The organism is Mucilaginibacter segetis (genome assembly GCF_016522075.1).
GTDB lineage: Bacteria > Bacteroidota > Bacteroidia > Sphingobacteriales > Sphingobacteriaceae > Mucilaginibacter > Mucilaginibacter segetis.
This window is the reverse complement of the sequence record NZ_JAEHFW010000001.1, coordinates 1,414,997-1,434,400: the sequence shown is the minus strand read 5'-3', so window position 1 is coordinate 1,434,400 and position 19,404 is coordinate 1,414,997. Positions and strand designations below refer to the sequence as shown.

19 protein-coding genes are annotated in these 19,404 nt (G+C 41.3%); 5 read left to right on the top strand and 14 right to left on the bottom strand.

Going from position 1 to position 19,404, the window contains the following annotated elements; genetic code table 11:
- Positions 1–70: 70 nt before the first annotated feature.
- Together I5M19_RS06555 and I5M19_RS06550 are read left to right on the top strand one after the other, a co-directional pair.
- Positions 71–673 carry a CDP-alcohol phosphatidyltransferase family protein gene (locus tag I5M19_RS06555; RefSeq protein WP_235985775.1) on the top strand — a complete coding sequence of 201 codons (603 nt, stop codon included), beginning with the start codon at positions 71–73 and terminating at the stop codon, positions 671–673.
- Positions 674–728: 55 nt separating this feature from the next.
- Positions 729–1,451, top strand: a complete 723-nt coding sequence (locus I5M19_RS06550) for a DUF72 domain-containing protein (RefSeq protein WP_200065404.1) — start codon at positions 729–731, stop codon at positions 1,449–1,451.
- A 6-nt stretch (positions 1,452–1,457) separates the two neighbouring features.
- Here I5M19_RS06550 and I5M19_RS06545 read toward each other — a convergent pair whose 3' ends face one another.
- The 7 genes from I5M19_RS06545 to I5M19_RS06515 all read right to left on the bottom strand — a co-directional run bounded on the left by I5M19_RS06545 (position 1,458) and on the right by I5M19_RS06515 (position 9,819).
- Entirely contained in the window at positions 1,458–2,189 is a 732-nt protein-coding gene (locus I5M19_RS06545) for a hypothetical protein (RefSeq protein WP_200065403.1), read from the bottom strand.
- A 15-nt stretch (positions 2,190–2,204) separates the two neighbouring features.
- Positions 2,205–4,517 carry a family 20 glycosylhydrolase gene (locus I5M19_RS06540; RefSeq protein ID WP_200065402.1) on the bottom strand — a complete coding sequence of 771 codons (2,313 nt, stop codon included), beginning with the start codon at positions 4,515–4,517 and terminating at the stop codon, positions 2,205–2,207.
- 145 nt (positions 4,518–4,662) lie between these two features.
- Positions 4,663–5,619, bottom strand: coding sequence for a thioredoxin-disulfide reductase (gene trxB / locus I5M19_RS06535; protein ID WP_200065401.1), 957 nt, complete (start codon positions 5,617–5,619; stop codon positions 4,663–4,665).
- 90 nt (positions 5,620–5,709) lie between these two features.
- Positions 5,710–6,726 carry a toxin-antitoxin system YwqK family antitoxin gene (locus I5M19_RS06530; protein ID WP_200065400.1) on the bottom strand — a complete coding sequence of 339 codons (1,017 nt, stop codon included), beginning with the start codon at positions 6,724–6,726 and terminating at the stop codon, positions 5,710–5,712.
- 30 nt (positions 6,727–6,756) lie between these two features.
- Entirely contained in the window at positions 6,757–7,932 is a 1,176-nt protein-coding gene (locus I5M19_RS06525) for a dipeptidase (protein ID WP_200065399.1), read from the bottom strand.
- A gap of 44 nt (positions 7,933–7,976) precedes the next feature.
- Positions 7,977–8,174 (bottom strand): hypothetical protein, encoded by a 198-nt coding sequence (locus I5M19_RS06520; RefSeq protein ID WP_200065398.1) that lies wholly within the window; start codon positions 8,172–8,174, stop codon positions 7,977–7,979.
- Between the two features lie 16 nt (positions 8,175–8,190).
- On the bottom strand, positions 8,191–9,819 hold the full coding sequence (locus I5M19_RS06515) for an acyl-CoA carboxylase subunit beta (RefSeq protein ID WP_200065397.1): 1,629 nt from the start codon (positions 9,817–9,819) through the stop codon (positions 8,191–8,193).
- 100 nt (positions 9,820–9,919) lie between these two features.
- On the opposite strand from I5M19_RS06515, the gene I5M19_RS06510 reads away from it, so the two are divergent.
- Positions 9,920–10,288: a cupin domain-containing protein gene (locus I5M19_RS06510; RefSeq protein ID WP_200065396.1), complete on the top strand. Its 369-nt coding sequence runs from the start codon at positions 9,920–9,922 to the stop codon at positions 10,286–10,288.
- On the opposite strand, the gene I5M19_RS06505 is transcribed toward I5M19_RS06510, so the two are convergent.
- The 5 genes from I5M19_RS06505 to I5M19_RS06485 form a co-directional block, all read right to left on the bottom strand.
- Positions 10,285–10,869 (bottom strand): LOG family protein, encoded by a 585-nt coding sequence (locus I5M19_RS06505; RefSeq protein WP_200065395.1) that lies wholly within the window; start codon positions 10,867–10,869, stop codon positions 10,285–10,287. The two genes, I5M19_RS06510 and I5M19_RS06505, sit on opposite strands and share 4 nt — an antisense overlap.
- Positions 10,870–10,941: 72 nt before the next feature.
- Positions 10,942–12,411, bottom strand: a complete 1,470-nt coding sequence (gene guaB, locus I5M19_RS06500) for an IMP dehydrogenase (RefSeq protein WP_200065394.1) — start codon at positions 12,409–12,411, stop codon at positions 10,942–10,944.
- 144 nt (positions 12,412–12,555) lie between these two features.
- Positions 12,556–13,839, bottom strand: coding sequence for a M16 family metallopeptidase (locus tag I5M19_RS06495; protein WP_200065393.1), 1,284 nt, complete (start codon positions 13,837–13,839; stop codon positions 12,556–12,558).
- A 24-nt stretch (positions 13,840–13,863) separates the two neighbouring features.
- On the bottom strand, positions 13,864–15,129 hold the full coding sequence (locus tag I5M19_RS06490) for a M16 family metallopeptidase (protein ID WP_200065392.1): 1,266 nt from the start codon (positions 15,127–15,129) through the stop codon (positions 13,864–13,866).
- A 132-nt stretch (positions 15,130–15,261) separates the two neighbouring features.
- A complete protein-coding gene (locus tag I5M19_RS06485; RefSeq protein ID WP_200065391.1) occupies positions 15,262–15,567 on the bottom strand; it encodes a DUF3175 domain-containing protein in 306 nt (101 codons plus the stop codon).
- 84 nt (positions 15,568–15,651) lie between these two features.
- On the opposite strand from I5M19_RS06485, the gene I5M19_RS06480 reads away from it, so the two are divergent.
- Positions 15,652–15,834: a hypothetical protein gene (locus I5M19_RS06480; RefSeq protein ID WP_200065390.1), complete on the top strand. Its 183-nt coding sequence runs from the start codon at positions 15,652–15,654 to the stop codon at positions 15,832–15,834.
- Positions 15,831–16,190 carry a hypothetical protein gene (locus I5M19_RS06475; protein ID WP_200065389.1) on the top strand — a complete coding sequence of 120 codons (360 nt, stop codon included), beginning with the start codon at positions 15,831–15,833 and terminating at the stop codon, positions 16,188–16,190. The genes I5M19_RS06480 and I5M19_RS06475 overlap by 4 nt, the downstream gene beginning before the upstream one ends.
- A 74-nt stretch (positions 16,191–16,264) precedes the next feature.
- Here the strand turns inward: I5M19_RS06475 and I5M19_RS06470 are convergent, their stop codons facing one another.
- Both I5M19_RS06470 and clpB read right to left on the bottom strand, forming a co-directional pair.
- Positions 16,265–16,609: a phosphoribosylpyrophosphate synthetase gene (locus I5M19_RS06470; protein WP_200065388.1), complete on the bottom strand. Its 345-nt coding sequence runs from the start codon at positions 16,607–16,609 to the stop codon at positions 16,265–16,267.
- 186 nt (positions 16,610–16,795) lie between these two features.
- The gene (clpB, locus tag I5M19_RS06465; protein ID WP_200065387.1) at positions 16,796–19,387 is read right to left on the bottom strand and encodes an ATP-dependent chaperone ClpB; all 2,592 of its coding nucleotides are present in this window, start codon (positions 19,385–19,387) and stop codon (positions 16,796–16,798) included.
- Between the last annotated feature and the right edge of the window lie 17 nt (positions 19,388–19,404).

The following is a 19,404-nucleotide window of genomic DNA, read 5'->3' as shown; positions in this document are numbered from 1 at the left end:
AATTTGCAAATTAAAGTGCACAAATGCAGGGCGGTTAAGCATCGTTTTTACCTACATTAGTGTTATAAACATGAAAAAGGTTCCCTTATTATTAATTTATTCCAGAATATTACTGGGGGTAATAATTATCCTGCTGAGCATTTTGCAACCTGCTTTTTTTACCTGGATCATAATTACGTTTATCTTTCTGGGGTTAATAGCTGATATTTTTGATGGTATAATAGCCCGCCACCTCAACATATCTACACCCAAATTAAGACGACTCGACTCCGGCGTTGATCAGTTTTTTTGGCTGTGCATCGTAATTGCATGTTATTTAATCACTCCGCAGTTTTTTAAGGATAATTGGATAAAAATATTAATATTATCAGCAGCAGAAGGATTGTGTTACATTATCAGCTATCTGCGCTTTAAAAAGGAGGTAGCCACACATGCCATTGGCTCCAAATTATGGACACTCGTGCTATTTACCACACTCATACAACTCATTGCAACGGGCAACTCACAGGTTTTATTTATTATTTGTTTTTATCTTGGCTTTGCCACCCGGTTAGAAATTATAGCCATTCTCTTTATTATAAAACACTGGACAAATGATATACCCACCGTTTATCATGCTGTACTGATGCGAAAAGGCAAACCCATTAAACGCCACAAACTATTTAACGGATAATAATTTACACTTAAAACAAAAAATCAGACCGACTCGTTATTCCGTAAAACAGGCAATGGATTGGCATATCGGATGTTCGGGATTTCACTATAAAGACTGGCGTGGAACGTTTTATCCTGAGGATTTGCCGCAGCGTAAATGGTTCGATTTTTACTGTGAGCATTTTAACACTTTGGAACTTAACGTCACTTTTTACCGCTTCCCCCAACTATCCTTTTTACAGAATTGGTATCAAAAAAGTCCTGCGGAATTTCGTTTCGCCGTTAAAGCCCCAAGAGCGATAACGCACTACAAAAAATTCAATGATACTGATGAATTGGTTAACAGCTTTTACGAAACTATAAATAACGGTTTACGGGAGAAATTGGGCCCTGTGCTGTTTCAAATTCCACCAAGTTTTAATTACACAGAGGAGAAACTGGAAAAAATAATAAATGCTCTTAATCCTGATTTTATGAATATACTTGAACCGCGGCATGTGAGCTGGTGGCAACCCGAGGTTTATGAAAAATTGGCACAACATCATATTACATTTTGCGGAATGAGCCACCCAACCCTGCCGGATGAGGTTATCCAGAACACACCGGTAATTTACTATCGTTTTCATGGTGTGCCTAATCTGTACCGGTCGCCCTATTCCAATGAATTTCTACAGCACATAGTTAACGTAGTTAAGCACAATAAACAGGCGCAGAAGGGCTGGTTTTATTTTAATAACGATTATGATGCCGTTGCCATAGCTAACGCTAAAGATATGATAAATATGACCAAAGAATAGTTAACATTAACCCCTACGTCTTCTTTTCTTTTTAGTAGAAGATTTTTTCTTTGTGATTTTCTTTTTTACAGACGTGGCTTGCTTTACCGTTTGCTGTGCCGGTTTATCAGCTGTTTGTTTTTCAGCATCTTTACTCAGCTGAGTTACAGTGAAACTGTTATTACGTAAACCATATTCCAACTGCCGCTTTTCTCCGGTTGGTTTGGCATTTTTAGTGTTACCGTCATATATCGGGAACTCACGTATCAGTTTGCCGTCTTTTATATAAAAATTATCATCTCCGCGGTATCCCGCCTTTTGCGATGATGTCAGATTCGGAAAATTTAGCTTTTCAGCTTTATTATCATCAAACTCAAATGCGTATATTTTAGTAAAGTTGATGGTATCCTTCCCTTTTGACTGTATCAATATTTCCGGATTACCATCAACATCCATGTCTGAATTATATACGTCACTAATAGTACCATCCAGATCGCCGGTGGTTGTGGTGTATTTCATGCCCGCCGAATCTGAATGTAGTATAGCAAAGGCACCCACATCCGTTGAGCCTCGCCCCCAGCTTACCACATCATAGGTTTGCCCGGGCGATACTTCTATAGCTTTATGAAACCGGAATGGCTCCATCAGTCCGTTGTTTTTTACGGACACCGGAACGTTGGTCACGGCTTTATTATCCTTGCTATTGCAAGCGGTAATTAATGCAAATAATATCAGTAGCGGCAAATATTTAGCATTCATTGGCGATATTAATTCTTAATAGTACAACATATCGGGCGAAATTTCTCCCTTTGGTTTTCCAGGAATGGTCATAAATACTCTTAAATTTCCTCCCCGTGTACCCGAGTCTACATATTTAATGGCAATATGATGAAAACCCTTTAATAGCGGCACAGCACCACCCTGCTCATAAGCACCATGCCTTCCGTCATTATCAACAACAGGCTGGTCGTCAATCAATAACACCGATCCGTTTGATGATTGGGTTGAAAAACCGTAGTTACCATCTGTGTCTATTTTAATATACCCATCAAACACCACCCCGTAATTACCAAATGCTTTTTTGAAGGCAGATGTTGCTACGCTAAAGCTTTTGGCTATGCCGGTATCAACTACCGCGGCGGGATTAATTTGGGTAGTATTTACATACGCGCCCGACATCACTTTATAACTTAAACCCATATTGTTGCCCGTATAATTTACAGGTGCCAAAGGCGCCTTGTTATAAACATAGGTTGTGGTAACGCGACTTCGTTTGCCGGATGGTGTGATAACTATGGTTTTTAGTTCGCGGTACTGATCTAACGGAACGTCATGGGTCATCGGTTTGGTATAAATTAAATCCGTTTCGCGCGGGGTGTAGCCATCAATAGTATAATAGATAGTAGCCCCGTTAACCGGGCTTTTTAAATTCACATTCAATTGTGAACCTATCATAATCGTGTCTTTTGTACCGAAAGCTGCCGGTACACGATAATCATACCCTTCTTTATCCAGCCAGGCAAAATGTTCCGGCAGGCGGGTTTCATTAAAATTCTTAAAATCTTTATTAGCGAGCGGTGTCCACGCTACTTCAGACAGGGCCAGCATGCGCGGCAGTATCATATATTCCACTTTATTCTCGGTAGGGATGTACTCTGTCCATAAATTGGCCTGTACCCCTAAAATATGCTTTTGCTGCTCAGTTGTTAAAGCCGCCGGCGTAGGGTTATAGCTGTATATTTTGGAAACCGGTTCGTTACCACCAATACTTAATGGTTCTTCATCTAAACGGCCCTGACTATGATCAATATACAAACCACCGCTGCCCGGGGTCATAATAACGTCGTGGTTTTGCCTGGCCGCATCAATACCGCCCTGCTCACCTCTCCAACTCATCACTGTGGCATTCGGTGCCAGGCCACCTTCCAATATCTCGTCCCAACCAATTATGCTGCGGCCTTTTGAATTGACAAACTTCTCCATACGTTGTATAAAGTAACTTTGCAGGCCATGTTCATCCTTAAGCTTTAATTTTTTGATCAGATTTTGGCAGAACTTGGAGTTTTTCCAAACGGTTTTAGGAGCTTCGTCACCGCCGATATGGATGTACTTGCTCGGGAACAGATCCATCACTTCGGTAAGCACCTCCTGTAAAAAAGCAAACGTTTTTTCGGACGGGCAATAAATATTATTAAAAACGCCCCAGGTTTCCGCAACCTTATAATCCAGACTGGGGTCGCAGCTTAATTCAGGATATGCGGCCAGGGCGGCCTGCGAGTGGCCCGGCATTTCAATTTCGGGCACCACATTAATATAACGGGCTGCGGCATATTTCACCACATCGCGAATCTGATCCTGTGTATAATAGCCACCATAGGGCGTATTATCATATTGCTGCGGAGTACGGTCGTGATAATTACCTATTACCGTTTGCGCCCTTTGGCTGGCTATCTGCGTCAGCTTAGGATATTTTTTAATTTCTATGCGCCAGCCCTGATCGTCTGTTAAGTGCCAGTGAAAATTATTCAGTTTATAGGCAGCCATCAGATCGATGTATTTTTTTACAAACTCCACCGAAAAAAAGTGGCGGCAAACATCCAGCATTAAACCACGATAACCAAAGCGCGGATAATCTTCTATCTGCACGCAGGGCAGTTTAGCCGTAGCCGCCCTTTCGGCAGGCATTAGTTGTATCAACGTTTGTATGCCATAAAATAAACCTGCTCCCTTACCTGCTACAGTAACCTGCTTTGGTGTTATGGTTAAGCGATAACCTTCGGCAGGTAGATTCTCCGTTCCGGTAGAGGTTAAGTATATTACAGTAGAGCCGGCATTAGCGTTACGTATGCCTACCTGTTTATTGTAAGCCATATTATCCCGCAGGTAATCCGAGAAAAACACTACCGCTTTATTTGATGGTGTATCTGCCTGTATAATAGTTTGCTGGCTCAGCACAAATTCACCCGGCATTTTTTTTACTGATACCGGTGCCGGAATGATACCCATATTAGGATCATCCTGTGCTTTTACAACAAGCGTTGAACATATTAATACCGAAAAAAACAGCAGAGATATTTTTTTATACATAACAAAAATTTAACCCGATTTATATTGAGACGGTGAATTTAACATAAATTCAAAATATTGCCTCATGTAAGCTGTAAAAAACACATTACCAAAAGAGGCTATCCTTTTGGGGACAGCCTCTTTATAAATTTTTCAATTAAATATTTTACGCGGTAACAATATGCTCCTGTGCGGCAAGATAACGTTCCGCATCTATAGCGGCCATACAACCTGTACCGGCAGCGGTAACCGCCTGGCGATAAATATGATCTTGTGCATCACCACAGCAAAATACGCCTTCCACATTGGTTTCTGTGGTACCGGGGCGGGTTTTAATGTAACCCGTTTCATCCATGTGTATCCACCCTCTGAAAATATCAGTGTTAGGTTTGTGACCAATAGCAACAAAAAAGCCGGTAACATCTAAAACTGTAGTTTCCTGGGTTTGGTTATTGCACACCTTAACGGCATTAACGCTTTGCCCGTCGCCCAAAATTTCAATGGTTTCGGTGTTGTATAGTATTTCGATATTTGGCGTATTTAATACCCGGTGAACCATTGCTTTAGAAGCACGGAATTCATCCCGGCGTACGATCATATATACCTTGCGGCATAATTTTGCCAGATAAGTGGCTTCTTCTGCCGCGGTATCGCCCGCGCCAACAATGGCCACATCCTGTCCTTTAAAGAAAAAACCATCACAAACAGCACATGCCGACACACCAAAACCACTGTACTTTTGTTCAGACTCCAAACCCAGCCATTTGGCGGATGCTCCGGTAGAAATAATTACGGTATCAGCTAAAATGGTTTTACTCTCATCAACTACCACCTTATGCGGCATTGCCGAAAAATCAACCGAACTAACATACCCGAAACGGATGTCTGTTCCTAAACGTTCCGCCTGTTTACGAAAATCTTCCATCATTTCGGGACCCATTATTCCATCAGGGTAACCGGGAAAATTCTCCACATCGGTAGTTTGGGTAAGTTGTCCGCCTGCTAACAAGCCCGTGTACATAACCGGTTTAAGATCTGCCCGCGATGCATATATTGCTGCGGTATAGCCGGCAGGACCCGAGCCTATAATTAAACATTTAACGTGTTCAGTATCTTGTGACATTTGTATTCTTTAAAATAAGATGCGAATTTAATAAAAAGATAAAACAGGAAGGTCAACAATCCGTAAAACTTATCATCAGTCACGAGACGCTCAGGGTAAATCATTCCCTATACCTAATAGAGAAAAAATACCGTTTGTGACATCAACAGATGTAATATAATAATTGTACTTAACTCTAATTCTTCTTTTTTTATTCACGGTGATTTCCAAAATTATAGAACAAGATTGTGGTACGGGTTCATTATTTTTAATGGCTGATTTAAAATTTGGTGCAGCTAATAAGGCATATACTATAGCTGTATCAACTCTAAGTGCATGTGCTTTGTATATTTCAGGGTCAGTTAACTTCCCTTCTTTAGTTATTCTAAAATGATATACTACCGAATAGTCGTCGGAATTACCATAGTCATAAACATCAAGTTTATGATTTAAATAGTTAGCAAGATCATAACCAACAGATATATTTTTAATATTTGCGGGTTTTACGTTATTACTTTTCGCATTAATTATTTTATCATTTTTATAAGTAATTATTTTAAAAACTTCTCCGTCACTCCTAAACAATCTCCAGACACCCTCTCTCTGGTTATCAGCATAATCGCCTATACCAATTACATTACCAGCATTATCATAAGTTCTTGAAGTTCCGTTAAGTAAATTATTTACATAGATGTTTTCCAATTTCAGATTCCCATTTTCATTATACTCCATCCATTTACCAGACTTTTTCCCATTGAGAAAAACCCCTTCTTTTGTCAATAAACTTTTTGCTTTAACTGTACCTGTATCTATTTTATGTTGAGAAAAATTGAATTTTTCATAATGCTTTTCGGGGATTGTCTTGTAATATTTAAAATACCCGTGAGGCGTTATTAATTTATCATCCATATAGGACCCGGATGCCATTAAATTATGATCCATGTCATATTGCTTAATATACCAAACAGTATCATCAGGCTGTTTGGTCATCAATATAAACGACTTTGCGTTAAACTCTTGAGTTGTACTGCTTCCGTCTTCTTTGAAGAAATAAGTACGGGTTTGCTGAGCGAAAACGGGTAAGCCAAAAAAAGAAATGAAGATAAAAACAATAAAACTTTTAAACATATCGATAAAGCAAAGGTTATCTAAAGATAATCATTCTCCTTTATTTTCCTTTAACACCCGGATAAAATTACCACCTAATATTTTGTTGATATCCTTTTTGCTGTAACCTATTTTGAGTAGTTCGGCAGTTACTTTGGGGTAATCGGTTACACTGTCTAACCCCAGTGGGTACGATTCCGCGCCATCAAAATCCGACCCGATACCTACATGATCCACCCCCATCAATTTAACCATATAATCAATATGCTTAATCAGCAAACTTAAAGGTGGGCGCATCTCATCAGCCTCGGCTTTGTTGATGGCATTCAGCCTGATACTTGCCAGATCGTAATCGTTATAAATTTTTATCAGTGAATCCAGTTGTGTTTTATGTTTAGTAAGGTAAGCTTCGTGTTTATCAAAGTAGGTGCTATCCAGAAATCCGCTATAAAAGTTAACAAACACTACTCCCCCATTTTTGGCAATAGCCTTTAACTGGTAATCTTTCAGGTTACGACGATGCGGATCAAGCGCGTAAGCGCAGCTGTGAGATGCGATAACCGGCTTGGTGGTAACGGCCATAACATCGTTAAAAGTTTGTTCACCGGGGTGCGACAGGTCTATCATCACGCCCAGTTCATTCAGATGCCTTACTACCTGTTTGCCAAAGTCGGTAAGTCCTTTGTGTTGCAGCGAATCGCTGTGTAATACTTCATCGGTTGCGGAAGTTGCCCATGAGTTACTGTTATTCCAGGTAAGGGTGAGGTAACTCATACCCCGGTTATACAGCGAATCTATATAATCCATCCTGTCCTCTATCATGTGGCCGCCCTCTACCCCTATAAGGGCCGCGAGTTTATCCTGTTTAACGGCTTTTTTTAATTCTTTACCGGTACGTACCATCATCATTTTATCCGGGTTACGATTGATGAGCGCATACAAAGAGTCTATCTCGCGGTTAGCATAGGCGTAAGCGGTGCCATTACCATACTGTCCGCTGCACCAAACAGAGAATACCTGTACATCTAAACCTCCCTCTTTTGCCCTTATCAGATCGAAATTACCTTCTCTTTGCCGTTTACCCAGATCAGCCTTTGTGATCAGTTCATTCGACAGGGCGTCATTATGAGTATCAACCAAAATGGCCTTTTGATGGATCCTCTCAGCATTTTGAGCAAAAAGTCTGAAAGCTGAACACAACAAAAGCGGAAGCAGTAACTTTTTCATATATGGAAGATAAGAATTAATAAGATGTGATTAAAAAAAGCAGCTTATATAACCAACATTCCAATACCAATGAATAAAATTAATAAACCCGGAAACAGGCATAAAAAATACATGTATCCCGGGTCTTCACCATCATCTATCATACAATTTTCAGGATTAGCCGATTCGTATAAAATGTTAATAACATCGCTCTTTTTATATTTATAATAAGTAAAAATATATTGTATCTGTACTATTCCCATTATTAAATCGCAACAACTACGTCTGTATCACCCCTACATTAAAAGCTTTTTCAATAGGCGCGTGATTCGCGGCTTCTATTCCCATTGATATTACCTTGCGTGTTTCTAACGGGTCTATAATACCATCAACCCAAAGGCGTGCGGCGGCGTAGTAAGGGGTAGTTTGTGAATCGTATCTGTCGGTAGTTTGCTTAAGCAGCTCCTGTTCTTTGTTTTCGTCCACGTCCTCGCCTTTGGCTTTTAAGCCGGCGGCCTGCATTTGTACCAACACCTTAGCGGCCTGTGAGCCACCCATTACGGCTATTTTAGTAGTAGGCCAGGCATAGATCAACCGCGGATCGTAAGCCTTACCGCACATGGCATAATTGCCTGCACCGTAAGAGTTGCCTACAACTATGGTGAATTTTGGCACTATGGAGTTAGCTACGGCATTCACCATTTTAGCGCCATCCTTTATAATGCCCCCATGCTCCGACCGGCTGCCTACCATAAAACCGGTAACATCCTGCAAAAACACCAAAGGGATTTTCTTTTGATTACAATTCATAATAAAGCGGGTGGCCTTATCGGCGGAGTCTGAATAGATAACCCCGCCAAACTGCATTTCTCCTTTTTTAGATTTGACCACCTTACGCTGATTGGCAACAATGCCTACCGCCCAGCCATCTATTCGGCCTAAACCGCAAATAATGGTTTGACCAAAACCCGCCTTATATTCTTCAAATTCCGACTCATCCACTAAACGTTTAATGATCTCCATCATGTCATACTGCTTCTCGCGACTGTCCGGTAAAATACCGTAAATATCTTCTTCTTTTAATTTGGGTTTTTCGGATTTAATCCGGTCGAATCCGGCTTTGGTAAAATCACCCGTCATGCTCATGATGTTGCGGATGGAATCCAGGCAGGTTTTATCATCGGGCTGTTTATAATCTGTTACACCTGATATTTCGCATTGCGTAGTAGCACCGCCCAACGTTTCGTTATCCACCTCCTCACCTATGGCCGATTTAACCAGATATGATCCGGCCAAAAACACCGATCCCGTTCCCTCTACGATCATTGCTTCGTCGCTCATAATAGGCAGGTAAGCCCCACCCGCTACGCATGACCCCATAATGGCAGATATTTGGATAATACCCATACTGCTCATCATCGCGTTATTACGAAAGATTCGCCCAAAATGCTCTTTGTCCGGAAATATCTCATCCTGCAAAGGCAGAAATACGCCGGCAGAGTCCACCAGATATATAATGGGCAGTCGATTTTCCATGGCTATTTCCTGCGCGCGTAAATTCTTTTTCGCCGTAATAGGGAACCATGCTCCTGCCTTTACTGTAGCATCATTAGCTACCACCACACATTGCCTGCCCGATACGTAACCAATACCACAAACAACGCCGCCTGATGGGCAGCCACCATGTTCGGCATACATGCCATCTGCGGTAAATGCACCAACCTCCAGCCAGGGTTTATCTTTATCTATAAGGTAGGCCACCCTTTCGCGGGCAAGCATTTTACCTTTTTGTTTTTGTTTAGCAGCAGCCTTTTCGCCACCGCCAAGGTATATGTCTTTCAGTTTACGGTTAACTTCGTAAACCAGTTGCTTATTAACATCCTCATTCTTATTAAATTCCAGGTCCATAACGTTTACAATAGGTTGGGTAATTTATAAAATTTACCGCGTAAATAGCTTTTTAATACCTTTAACTTTTTATTAGTTAATATAATATTCCCCTTTAATTATGCAAGTAAGCAGTAAAGAAGCATTAGATATTTTAAACAGTAATTCAGAAAGCCTGTTTGCGCAGGTCATGAAACATGGTAATATGTCGGTGGAAATTTACCGTCCTGATGGAATTGATAAGCAAACGCCGCACTTGCAGGATGAGATATATGTGATCATGAGCGGAACAGGGGATTTTTCAAATGATGGGAAACGCACAATTTTTAACCCAGGCGATCTGTTATTTGTACCGGCAGGAATTGAGCACCGCTTTGAAAACTTTACCGACGATTTTGCAACCTGGGTAATATTTTATGGCCCGCTTGGCGGAGAGGGTAATAAAGGAAAATATAAAACTAAAACCGTTAAGCTAAAAACGAAACCCTAAGTCAGGTTCCTGTCTCTAAACCAAACCTCGTCTGGTTGTATTTGAATATTATTCATCAAATTAACCAGCTCGACCGGGTTTGCCGAGGTTAATACCAGTTGCCGGTTAGCAGGCTTTAAAAAACGCTGCTCTACCATCACATCCATTTGCATCAGCAGGTGATCGTAAAATCCGTTAACATTTAACACCCCAACCGGATGATTGTGCAGACCCAACTGCAGCCAGGTAAGTACCTCAAAGAATTCTTCCAGCGTACCAAAGCCGCCGGGCAGCATAATAATACCATCGCACAGGTCATTCATCAATTGTTTGCGCTGATGCATATTTTCGGTGATGTGTAATTCGGTAAGTCCGGTATGGCCCACTTCCTTATCCATTAAAAATTGAGGTATTATGCCAATGGCTTTACCGCCATTAACTAAAACAGCATCGGCCAATAGACCCATTACCCCAACCTTACCCCCACCATATACCAAAGTAATATCACGGTTTACCATTATTTCTGCCAGTTGTTCAACTGCTTGTTTTAAAACAGGGTCGCCGTTATAATTGGCGCCGCAGAATACGCATATACTTTGCATGGATATTGTTAATGTAGGTTATTAAAACAAAAACGGTTGATGGATCTTTATTACCCATCAACCGTTAATAATTTATCTTGTATAGTTCGGAGCTTCTTTAGTGATAGTAATATCGTGAGGATGACTTTCGCGGATACCTGAGGAGGTTATACGAACGAATTTTGCTTCCTGCATGGTCTCAATATCCTTAGCACCGCAATAACCCATACTGGCGCGCAGGCCACCAACAAACTGGTAGATCACTTCGGACAGCATACCCTTGTACGGCACCCTACCCACAATACCCTCAGGAACCAATTTTTTTATATCGTCCTCTACATCCTGGAAGTAACGGTCTTTTGAACCCTGCTCCATCGCTTCGATAGAACCCATGCCACGGTATGATTTAAAACGGCGGCCTTCATAAATGATACTTTCGCCCGGCGATTCTTCTACCCCTGCAAATAACGACCCTGCCATAATAGAGCTGGCACCTGCGGCAATGGCTTTGGCAATATCGCCGGTATGTTTTATGCCACCGTCGGCAATTACGGGTACTCCTGTGCCTTGCAGGGCTTTGGCGCATTCGTAAACCGCGTAAAGCTGCGGAACACCTACCCCTGCAATAATACGGGTAGTACAAATAGAACCCGGTCCTATACCTACCTTAACGGCATCTGCACCGGCATCGGCCAAAGCCTTAGCAGCTTCGCCTGTAGCTACATTGCCTGCAATTACCTGCAGATCAGGATAAGCTTTTTTAACTTCTTTAACTTTATTTATAACGTATATGGAGTGCCCGTGTGCCGTATCAATCGCTATTACATCAACGCCGGCCTTAACAAGGGCTTCTACCCTGTCCATAGTGTCCGGAGTAACTCCAACCGCGGCACCTACACGTAAACGGCCATGTTCATCCTTACATGCATTCGGAAAATTCTTGAACTTTTGGATATCCTTAAAGGTGATCAACCCTATCAGTTGCCCTTCGTTATCAACAACCGGCAGCTTTTCTATTTTATAATTTTGCAGTATTTCTTCAGCCTGACTTAATGTAGTACCCTTGGCGGCAGTGATCAGATTGTCTTTGGTCATTACATCAGCAACCGGCGTAGCCATTACCTTCTGAAAGCGAAGGTCGCGATTGGTAATAATGCCTTTAAGCTTGCCTGTGTTATCAACCACCGGAATACCACCAATGCGGTATTCTCGCATTATTTTAATAGCATCAGCAACGGTTGCGGCTTCGTGAAGGGTTACCGGTTCCTGTATCATTCCGCTTTCTGAGCGCTTTACTTTCCTAACCTCTTCTGCCTGGCGCTGTATACTCATGTTTTTATGCAGCATGCCCAAACCACCTGCCTGCGCTATGGCAATTGCCAACTGCGACTCGGTAACGGTATCCATTGCTGCGGAAACAAGCGGAATATTAAGCTTTATCTTTTTGGTTAAAAAAGAGCTGGTATCAACTTCGCGCGGTAAAACTTCGGAGTAAGCCGGGAGCAACAATACGTCGTCATATGTTAAACCTTCGGCGATAAATTTTGAGGAGTCTGGCTGCATAGCAAATAATTAAATGGAGTTATTATTTGCCGGGCAAAGATACGCTTCGACATGCAGATTTGCAAGCACTTCACATGCAAATGATGTTAATTTTATGCAATAAAGTATACCGGCAACATTTGTAACCGTTTATACTTCTAACAATTAATATTTTCCGGCTATTACCTTATAAAACTGGTCGAAATTAAAATACTGATTAGCGAGTTCTTTTAGTTCCACAGGAGTGATATTTTTAACCGTATCGGTATACCGTTCATAATATTCGTAACCAAGTCCTGCAAAATAAAGAGTCTTGAATTTATCTGCATGCGACAAGATATTCTCTAAACTTCCCAGTAATGAACCTAACATATAGTTTCGCACAAGCGAAAGTTCTTCCTCAGGAATTAACTGATCTTTTAACAGATTGATCTCCTTTTCCACCTCCGCTATCGTCTGCCTGCTTACGTCTGCTCCTACCTCTGACGCGATGAAGAACGTACCCGCGTGTTTTAATGACGACATGCCCGAACCGATACCATAGGTATAACCTTTATCTTCGCGGATATTAGCCATTAGTCTTGATCCAAAATATCCGCCTAACACCGTATTTAACACCTGCAGTTTAGGAAAATCCGGGTGTATACGGTTTACGAATGGGGTACCTATACGTATTGCCGATTGCAATGCCTCGGGTTTTTCAATATAAATAAATCTCTCCGCAGATGGCTCCGGCTCCGGCTGACTTATATCAGCAGCCTGGCCTGTATTTTCCCATGAATGTTCAAAGGTATCGGTCACCAGCTCCAACAATTCCTTATTAGCTTTACCTGCGATAATAATGGTACAATTGGCAGGCTGATACATTTGCCTGAAATGGCGCAGCATATCTTCGCGTTTCAGGCTTTTGTAATTTTCGGGAGTAGCGCTCAAACCGTAAATTGTGGGGCCAAATATCGTTTTATTAAAAGCCCGCCGTGCCAGTATATCGTTTTTTTGCAGACTCACCTGTAATTTCTGCTGCTGATTGCGCACATAGGTTTCCAGTTCTTTTTCCGGAAAAACAGAATCGGTAATTACTTCCTTTACTATGGGCAATATCTGGTTAAGATGCTTTGATAAACAATACAGGGTAATTTGCGAATAATCATGATGATAATCTGCCTGTAAAAAAGCCCCGTAAAAATCTACTTTCTCGGCAATCTGAGCAGTGGTTAAACGGCTTGTACCTTCTACCAGCATGGTGTTAACAGCTACATTCAATAATGGCTCAGACGGATCAAACCGCAGATTGTTAAATATCCATTCTATGCGCACCAGATCCTGCGCATCGGAATTAAAGGAAAACACATTACAGCCGTTTGCCAGCTTTTTATGTTCAGGTTGTATCAGATTTATATTTTCAACCCCGTTAAAACGGGGTGCATCTTTTCTGTTTAATACACTCATTTTATATTAATTATCACAATGTGATCAGCTTATAATATCCACTACTTCTTCGGGCATTTCTGCCAGATATATAAGTGTGGATGAATTATCTTTTCGGAATATTTTGTTGGCCTGTTCTTTTATTTGCGCCGGGGTAACGGCCAGGTATTTTTCTGATTCATGATTAAACTGTTCAGCATCGCCCATCAGTTCATAATAAGCCAAATTCATGGCCCTGTCTAACAGCGACATCTCCGAGAACACCATAGTAGATTCCGTTTTATTCTGCACCTTGGTCAGCTCATCGGCAGATACCTCTTCTGTTTTTAACTTTTCCAATTCGTGCCATATCGCGGCCTCAGCTTCATCCGTACTTACATGCTCCAGCGGTTTACCTTCCAGCACAAACATTCCTTTATCCAAACTACCGGTAATGTAAGCATGCACCTCGCTGAATAATTGCTTCTCTTTCACTAAACTCCGGAAAAGGCGCGAAGAATGACCGCGCGAAAGTATATCCGACAACAGTTCCACTACGTAATATCCTGTATCGGCCCTACTCTCCATCTGGAAGGCGATATAAACATCATTAAGCGGCACCTTCGCGGTAACGGTTTCGCGGCGCTCTTCCTGCTGTGCGGGTTCTTGAGGGAGGTTCCGGTTATATTTTTCGCCGGCCGGTATTGGGCCAAACCACTTTTCGGCCAATATTTTTACATCTTCGGTTTTCACATCGCCGCCAACCACCATAATAGCGTTTTGCGGATTATAGTGCTTTTTAAAAAACGCTTTTACATCCTCAATGCGTGCGTCTTCAATATGCTTTATGGTTTTACCAATGGTTGCCCACCTGTACGGATGCTTTTTATAAACCATAGGGCGTAACTTTAACCAAACATCGCCATAAGGTTGATTCAGATAACGTTGTTTAAATTCCTCAATTACTACATTGCGCTGTACCTCAAGGCTTTTTTCGCTAAAAGCCAAACTCAGCATACGATCACTCTCCAGCCAAAAAGCAGTTTCCAGATTGGCAGATGGCAGCGTGATGTAATAATTAGTGATATCATTACTGGTGAAGGCATTATTTTCGCCGCCTACCATTTGTAAAGGGCCATCGTAATTGGGAATATTTACTGATCCGCCGAACATTAAATGCTCAAACAAATGCGCAAAACCTGTTTGTTCGGGATCCTCATCTCGGGCGCCAACATCATATAAAATATTGAGCACCGCCATAGGTGTTGTACTATCTTCGTGAACAATAACCCGCAGGCCATTGCTTAATGTAAAACGATTGAATTTAACCATGCAATAACGATTAATTAACGAACAAATGTATACTTTTTAAAAAGCCCTAAAGTTGAAATGTTGTAAAGTTTTTAAAATTGGCAGGGCTAATTTAGTTAAGTATTTGAAAAACAAATGTTAACACACTATAACTTATTGTTCGGCACGTCCATATAACTTACGCAGTTTATTTTTAGCCTGCTCTAACGGTTTCTTCTGCGTTTTTGACAGATTCTTTCCCGCACGGTTAATGTAAAAATTTAACATGGACATAGCGCTTTGGAAAGGCGAGGCTTTTCGCTTACGACTTTTTTCGGCCGATTCCTTTAACGATTCGGCTATCTTTTCCGGATCCTTTAATTTAAAAACATCATTCTCCAGGTCAAGAGCATCGCTCTCTTTGGTCACTTTTGCCGACCACTTTTTTGTTCCCCTTTTTGCTTTACGTTTAACCGGCATGGCTGTTTATTGATTGATTACTAATATTAATACCGTGCTAAAAACGGAAAGTTTTTATAAATTTAAATTCCTGAATACACAGCAATGCTTCATAAAGAACAGTTGATTGAACAGCTTATGACTACCTTTGGAAAAACCAAAGTTGATCAGCTTTCTGCAATTTTGAATAATAACCAGTTTGACATAAATGAATTAATAGATGTCACTTTTCATCCTGATAAAACCATTGCTTTCAGAGCCGCATGGTGTTGGATAATATTTTTTTGAGATACCCGACTGAACATGCTGCAAACCTTGCTTATCTGCTATCAAGAATAAATGAGGTGCGTAACGAGAGTTGTAAACGCCACTATGCGCGCATCTTAATGTTATCAACTAAGCCTAACGCTCATGAAGCCGTACAGAATGCATTAATAAAGGTTGACATGGAACCAGCTATCGGACAATTTTTTGATTGGATAATTGATCCGAAAGTGAAAGTGGCTGTAAAGGTATGTGCCGCCGAAGCCTTATTTAATATGATTCCCAGATATGCATGGATAAAAGAAGAATTAGCTGCACAGCTACAAATTTTAATGCGTATTGGAGGTCCTGCAATTCAGGCTCGTGGAAAAAATTATTGAGAGGGCTGGAAAATATGAAGAGTTAAAATTATGGGACTGCTTCGTAATTTTAACTCTTCATAAGTATATTTTTGTTATTCTTTTGGTCTGTCTTCGCCATGCAATTGATTGCTCACCTGGTGATGATGTAATTTTGCATGTATGGCAGATTCGCTATTGTTAGCATACGTACCGAAAGCGTTGATCAATACCCCTTTTAAATTATATTTTTCGGAGCTGATAGCATATACAATAGACATATCCGCCGGATCGCTTTGCCCTTCGAAACGATAAAATTCATCAATTTCGAAGTCATCCTCGTTCATATGAATATCCTGGTCTTTATCGTCGATGGTATCACCTTCCAGGCTTAAGTTAGCCGTATATCCTCTTTTGTTCAGATCGTTGGTGGCATCCACCATAGTTTCAAAATTTTTCATATTAAGTATTGTTTATATGTTGTGATACAGATTATACCATTTAAACCAGCAATACCGAATGTTGTTTTACTTTTAAGAGTATTAGAATTAATATTTTCAATTGGCTTAAAACGGCTGAAATCAATTTTCCATTAAATTAAAAAGGGGCACCAATTGGCGCCCCTTACTTATATCAATTTATATAATTCATGTGTTCATGAACACAAAATTATTATCAAACATATCCAGTTTTATTTTGCTGTCTTTATCTACCTTACCGGCAAGTATCTGCTTAGATAATTCATTCAGTATTCTTTTTTGAATAACCCGTTTTAACGGTCGTGCTCCAAACTGCGGGTCGTAGCCAAGTTGTGCCAGCCAATCCAAAGCCTCATCTGACGCTTCAATGGTAATACCCATTTCGGCCAATGTTTGCTGTACATGCTTAAACTGCAATTTAACAATATCGGTTATCTCATCGCGGCTAAGCGGGGTAAACATAATGATCTCATCAATACGGTTCAGGAACTCCGGCCTTATTGTGCTGCGCAGCAGCACAAATAATTCGTTCTTGGTTTTAGCGATAACCTCATCCCGGTTCTCATCCTGCATATCCTGGAAATTCTCCTGGATAATGTTAGAACCGATATTAGAGGTCATGATGATGATGGTGTTCTTAAAATTCACCACACGACCCTTATTGTCAGTCAGGTGACCATCGTCCAATACCTGTAACAGAATATTGAAGACATCAGGATGCGCTTTTTCAATCTCGTCCAGCAATACCACACTGTATGGCTTACGCCTTACAGCTTCGGTAAGCTGTCCGCCTTCATCGTAACCCACATATCCCGGAGGCGCACCAATTAAACGCGATACGGAATGCCGTTCCTGATATTCACTCATATCAATACGTACCAACGAGGCCTCATCATTAAATAAAAACTCGGCTAAAGCTTTGGCCAGTTCCGTTTTACCCACACCGGTAGTACCTAAAAATATAAATGAACCGATAGGTTTTCGCTTATCCTGCAACCCTGCCCTGCTACGGCGTATGGCATCGCTTATAGCTTCAATTGCTTCTTCCTGCCCTGCCACACGTTTGTGCAGTTCGGCCTCCAGGTTCAATAGTTTTTCACGTTCGCTTTGAATCATTTTTGAAACCGGAATACCTGTCCAGCGGGATACCACGCCTGCAATATCATCGGCAGTTACCTCCTCTTTCAGCATACGGTTGTCATCCTGATTTTCGCGCAAAGCTGATTTCAATTTTTCTACCTCATCCTGCGCTTCGCGTATCTTGCCGTAGCGCAATTCAGCTACCTTACCGTAATCACCCGCACGCTCGGCCTGATCTGCTTCCAGTTTGTAATTTTCAATCATTTCTACTTTTTGATTGATACCATCAACCAGATCTTTTTCGCCCTGCCATTTGGCTCGTAAAGAATCGCGCTGCGATGACAGGTTGGCAATCTCCTCGCTCAGATCTTTCACCTTGCGATCGTCCTTTTCCCGTTTGATAGCTTCACGCTCAATTTCGAGCTGCATAATTTTACGGTTAAGTTCGTCCACCACTTCGGGTACCGAATCCATCTCGAGGCGTAATTTTGACGCGGCCTCGTCCATCAGGTCGATAGCTTTATCAGGTAAAAACCTGTCAGATATATACCGTTGCGACATCTCTACAGAAGCAATAATTGCTTCATCTTTTATACGCACTTTATGGTGTGCTTCATAGCGTTCTTTTAATCCTCTCAGGATAGATATAGCATCTGCAGTATCAGGTTCTTCTACCATAACTTTTTGGAAACGACGCTCCAGCGCTTTATCTTTTTCCAGATACTTTTGGTATTCATTTAACGTGGTGGCACCTATGGAGCGTAATTCACCACGGGCCAATGCCGGTTTTAAAATATTTGCAGCATCCATAGCACCTTCGCCCCCGCCAGCTCCTACAAGAGTGTGTATCTCATCAATAAACAGGATGATCTCGCCATCGCTTTGGGTTACTTCTTTTACCACAGCTTTCAGGCGTTCTTCAAACTCGCCTTTGTATTTGGCACCTGCTATAAGCGCGCCCATATCTAAGGAATACACTACCTTGGTTTTTAAACTTTCAGGGACATCGCCCTGTATTATACGGAACGCAATACCCTCGGCTATAGCGGTTTTACCTACACCCGGCTCGCCTACTAAAATTGGGTTATTTTTAGTACGCCTTGATAATATTTGAATTACCCGGCGAATTTCTTCATCGCGGCCAATAACCGGGTCAAGTTTACCAGAGGCGGCATATTCGTTAAGGTTACGAGCGTATTTATTTAGTGCGTTGTAAGTAGCTTCGGCATTTTGATCGGTTACTTTGCTATCGCCACGCAAGCTCATGATCGCTTTTTTAAGATCTTTCTCATTTACGCCCAAATCTTTAAGCGCGCTTGATATTTTGTCACCGCCCGCTAAAATACCTAACAGCAAATGCTCTACAGATACAAAGTCATCCTTAAATTCTTTTAAATATGACTGTGCTTTTTGCAAAACCGTATTTACCGACGATGATAAATAAACATTACTGCCGCTAACCTTTGGGAAAGTTTCTATCTGCTGATCAACGATCTCATTTAACCTGTTAAGATTAACATTGAGCTTTTTTAACAGATAGGTGATAACATTTTCATCTACCAATAACAAGCCCTTCATTAAGTGGGCTGTTTCAATAGCCTGCTGCTGATTACCTGTGGCAATCTCAGAAGCCTTTTGGATGGCTTCCTGTGCTTTTATAGTAAAGTTGTTAAAATTCATAGTATTTAGTTCTGAAC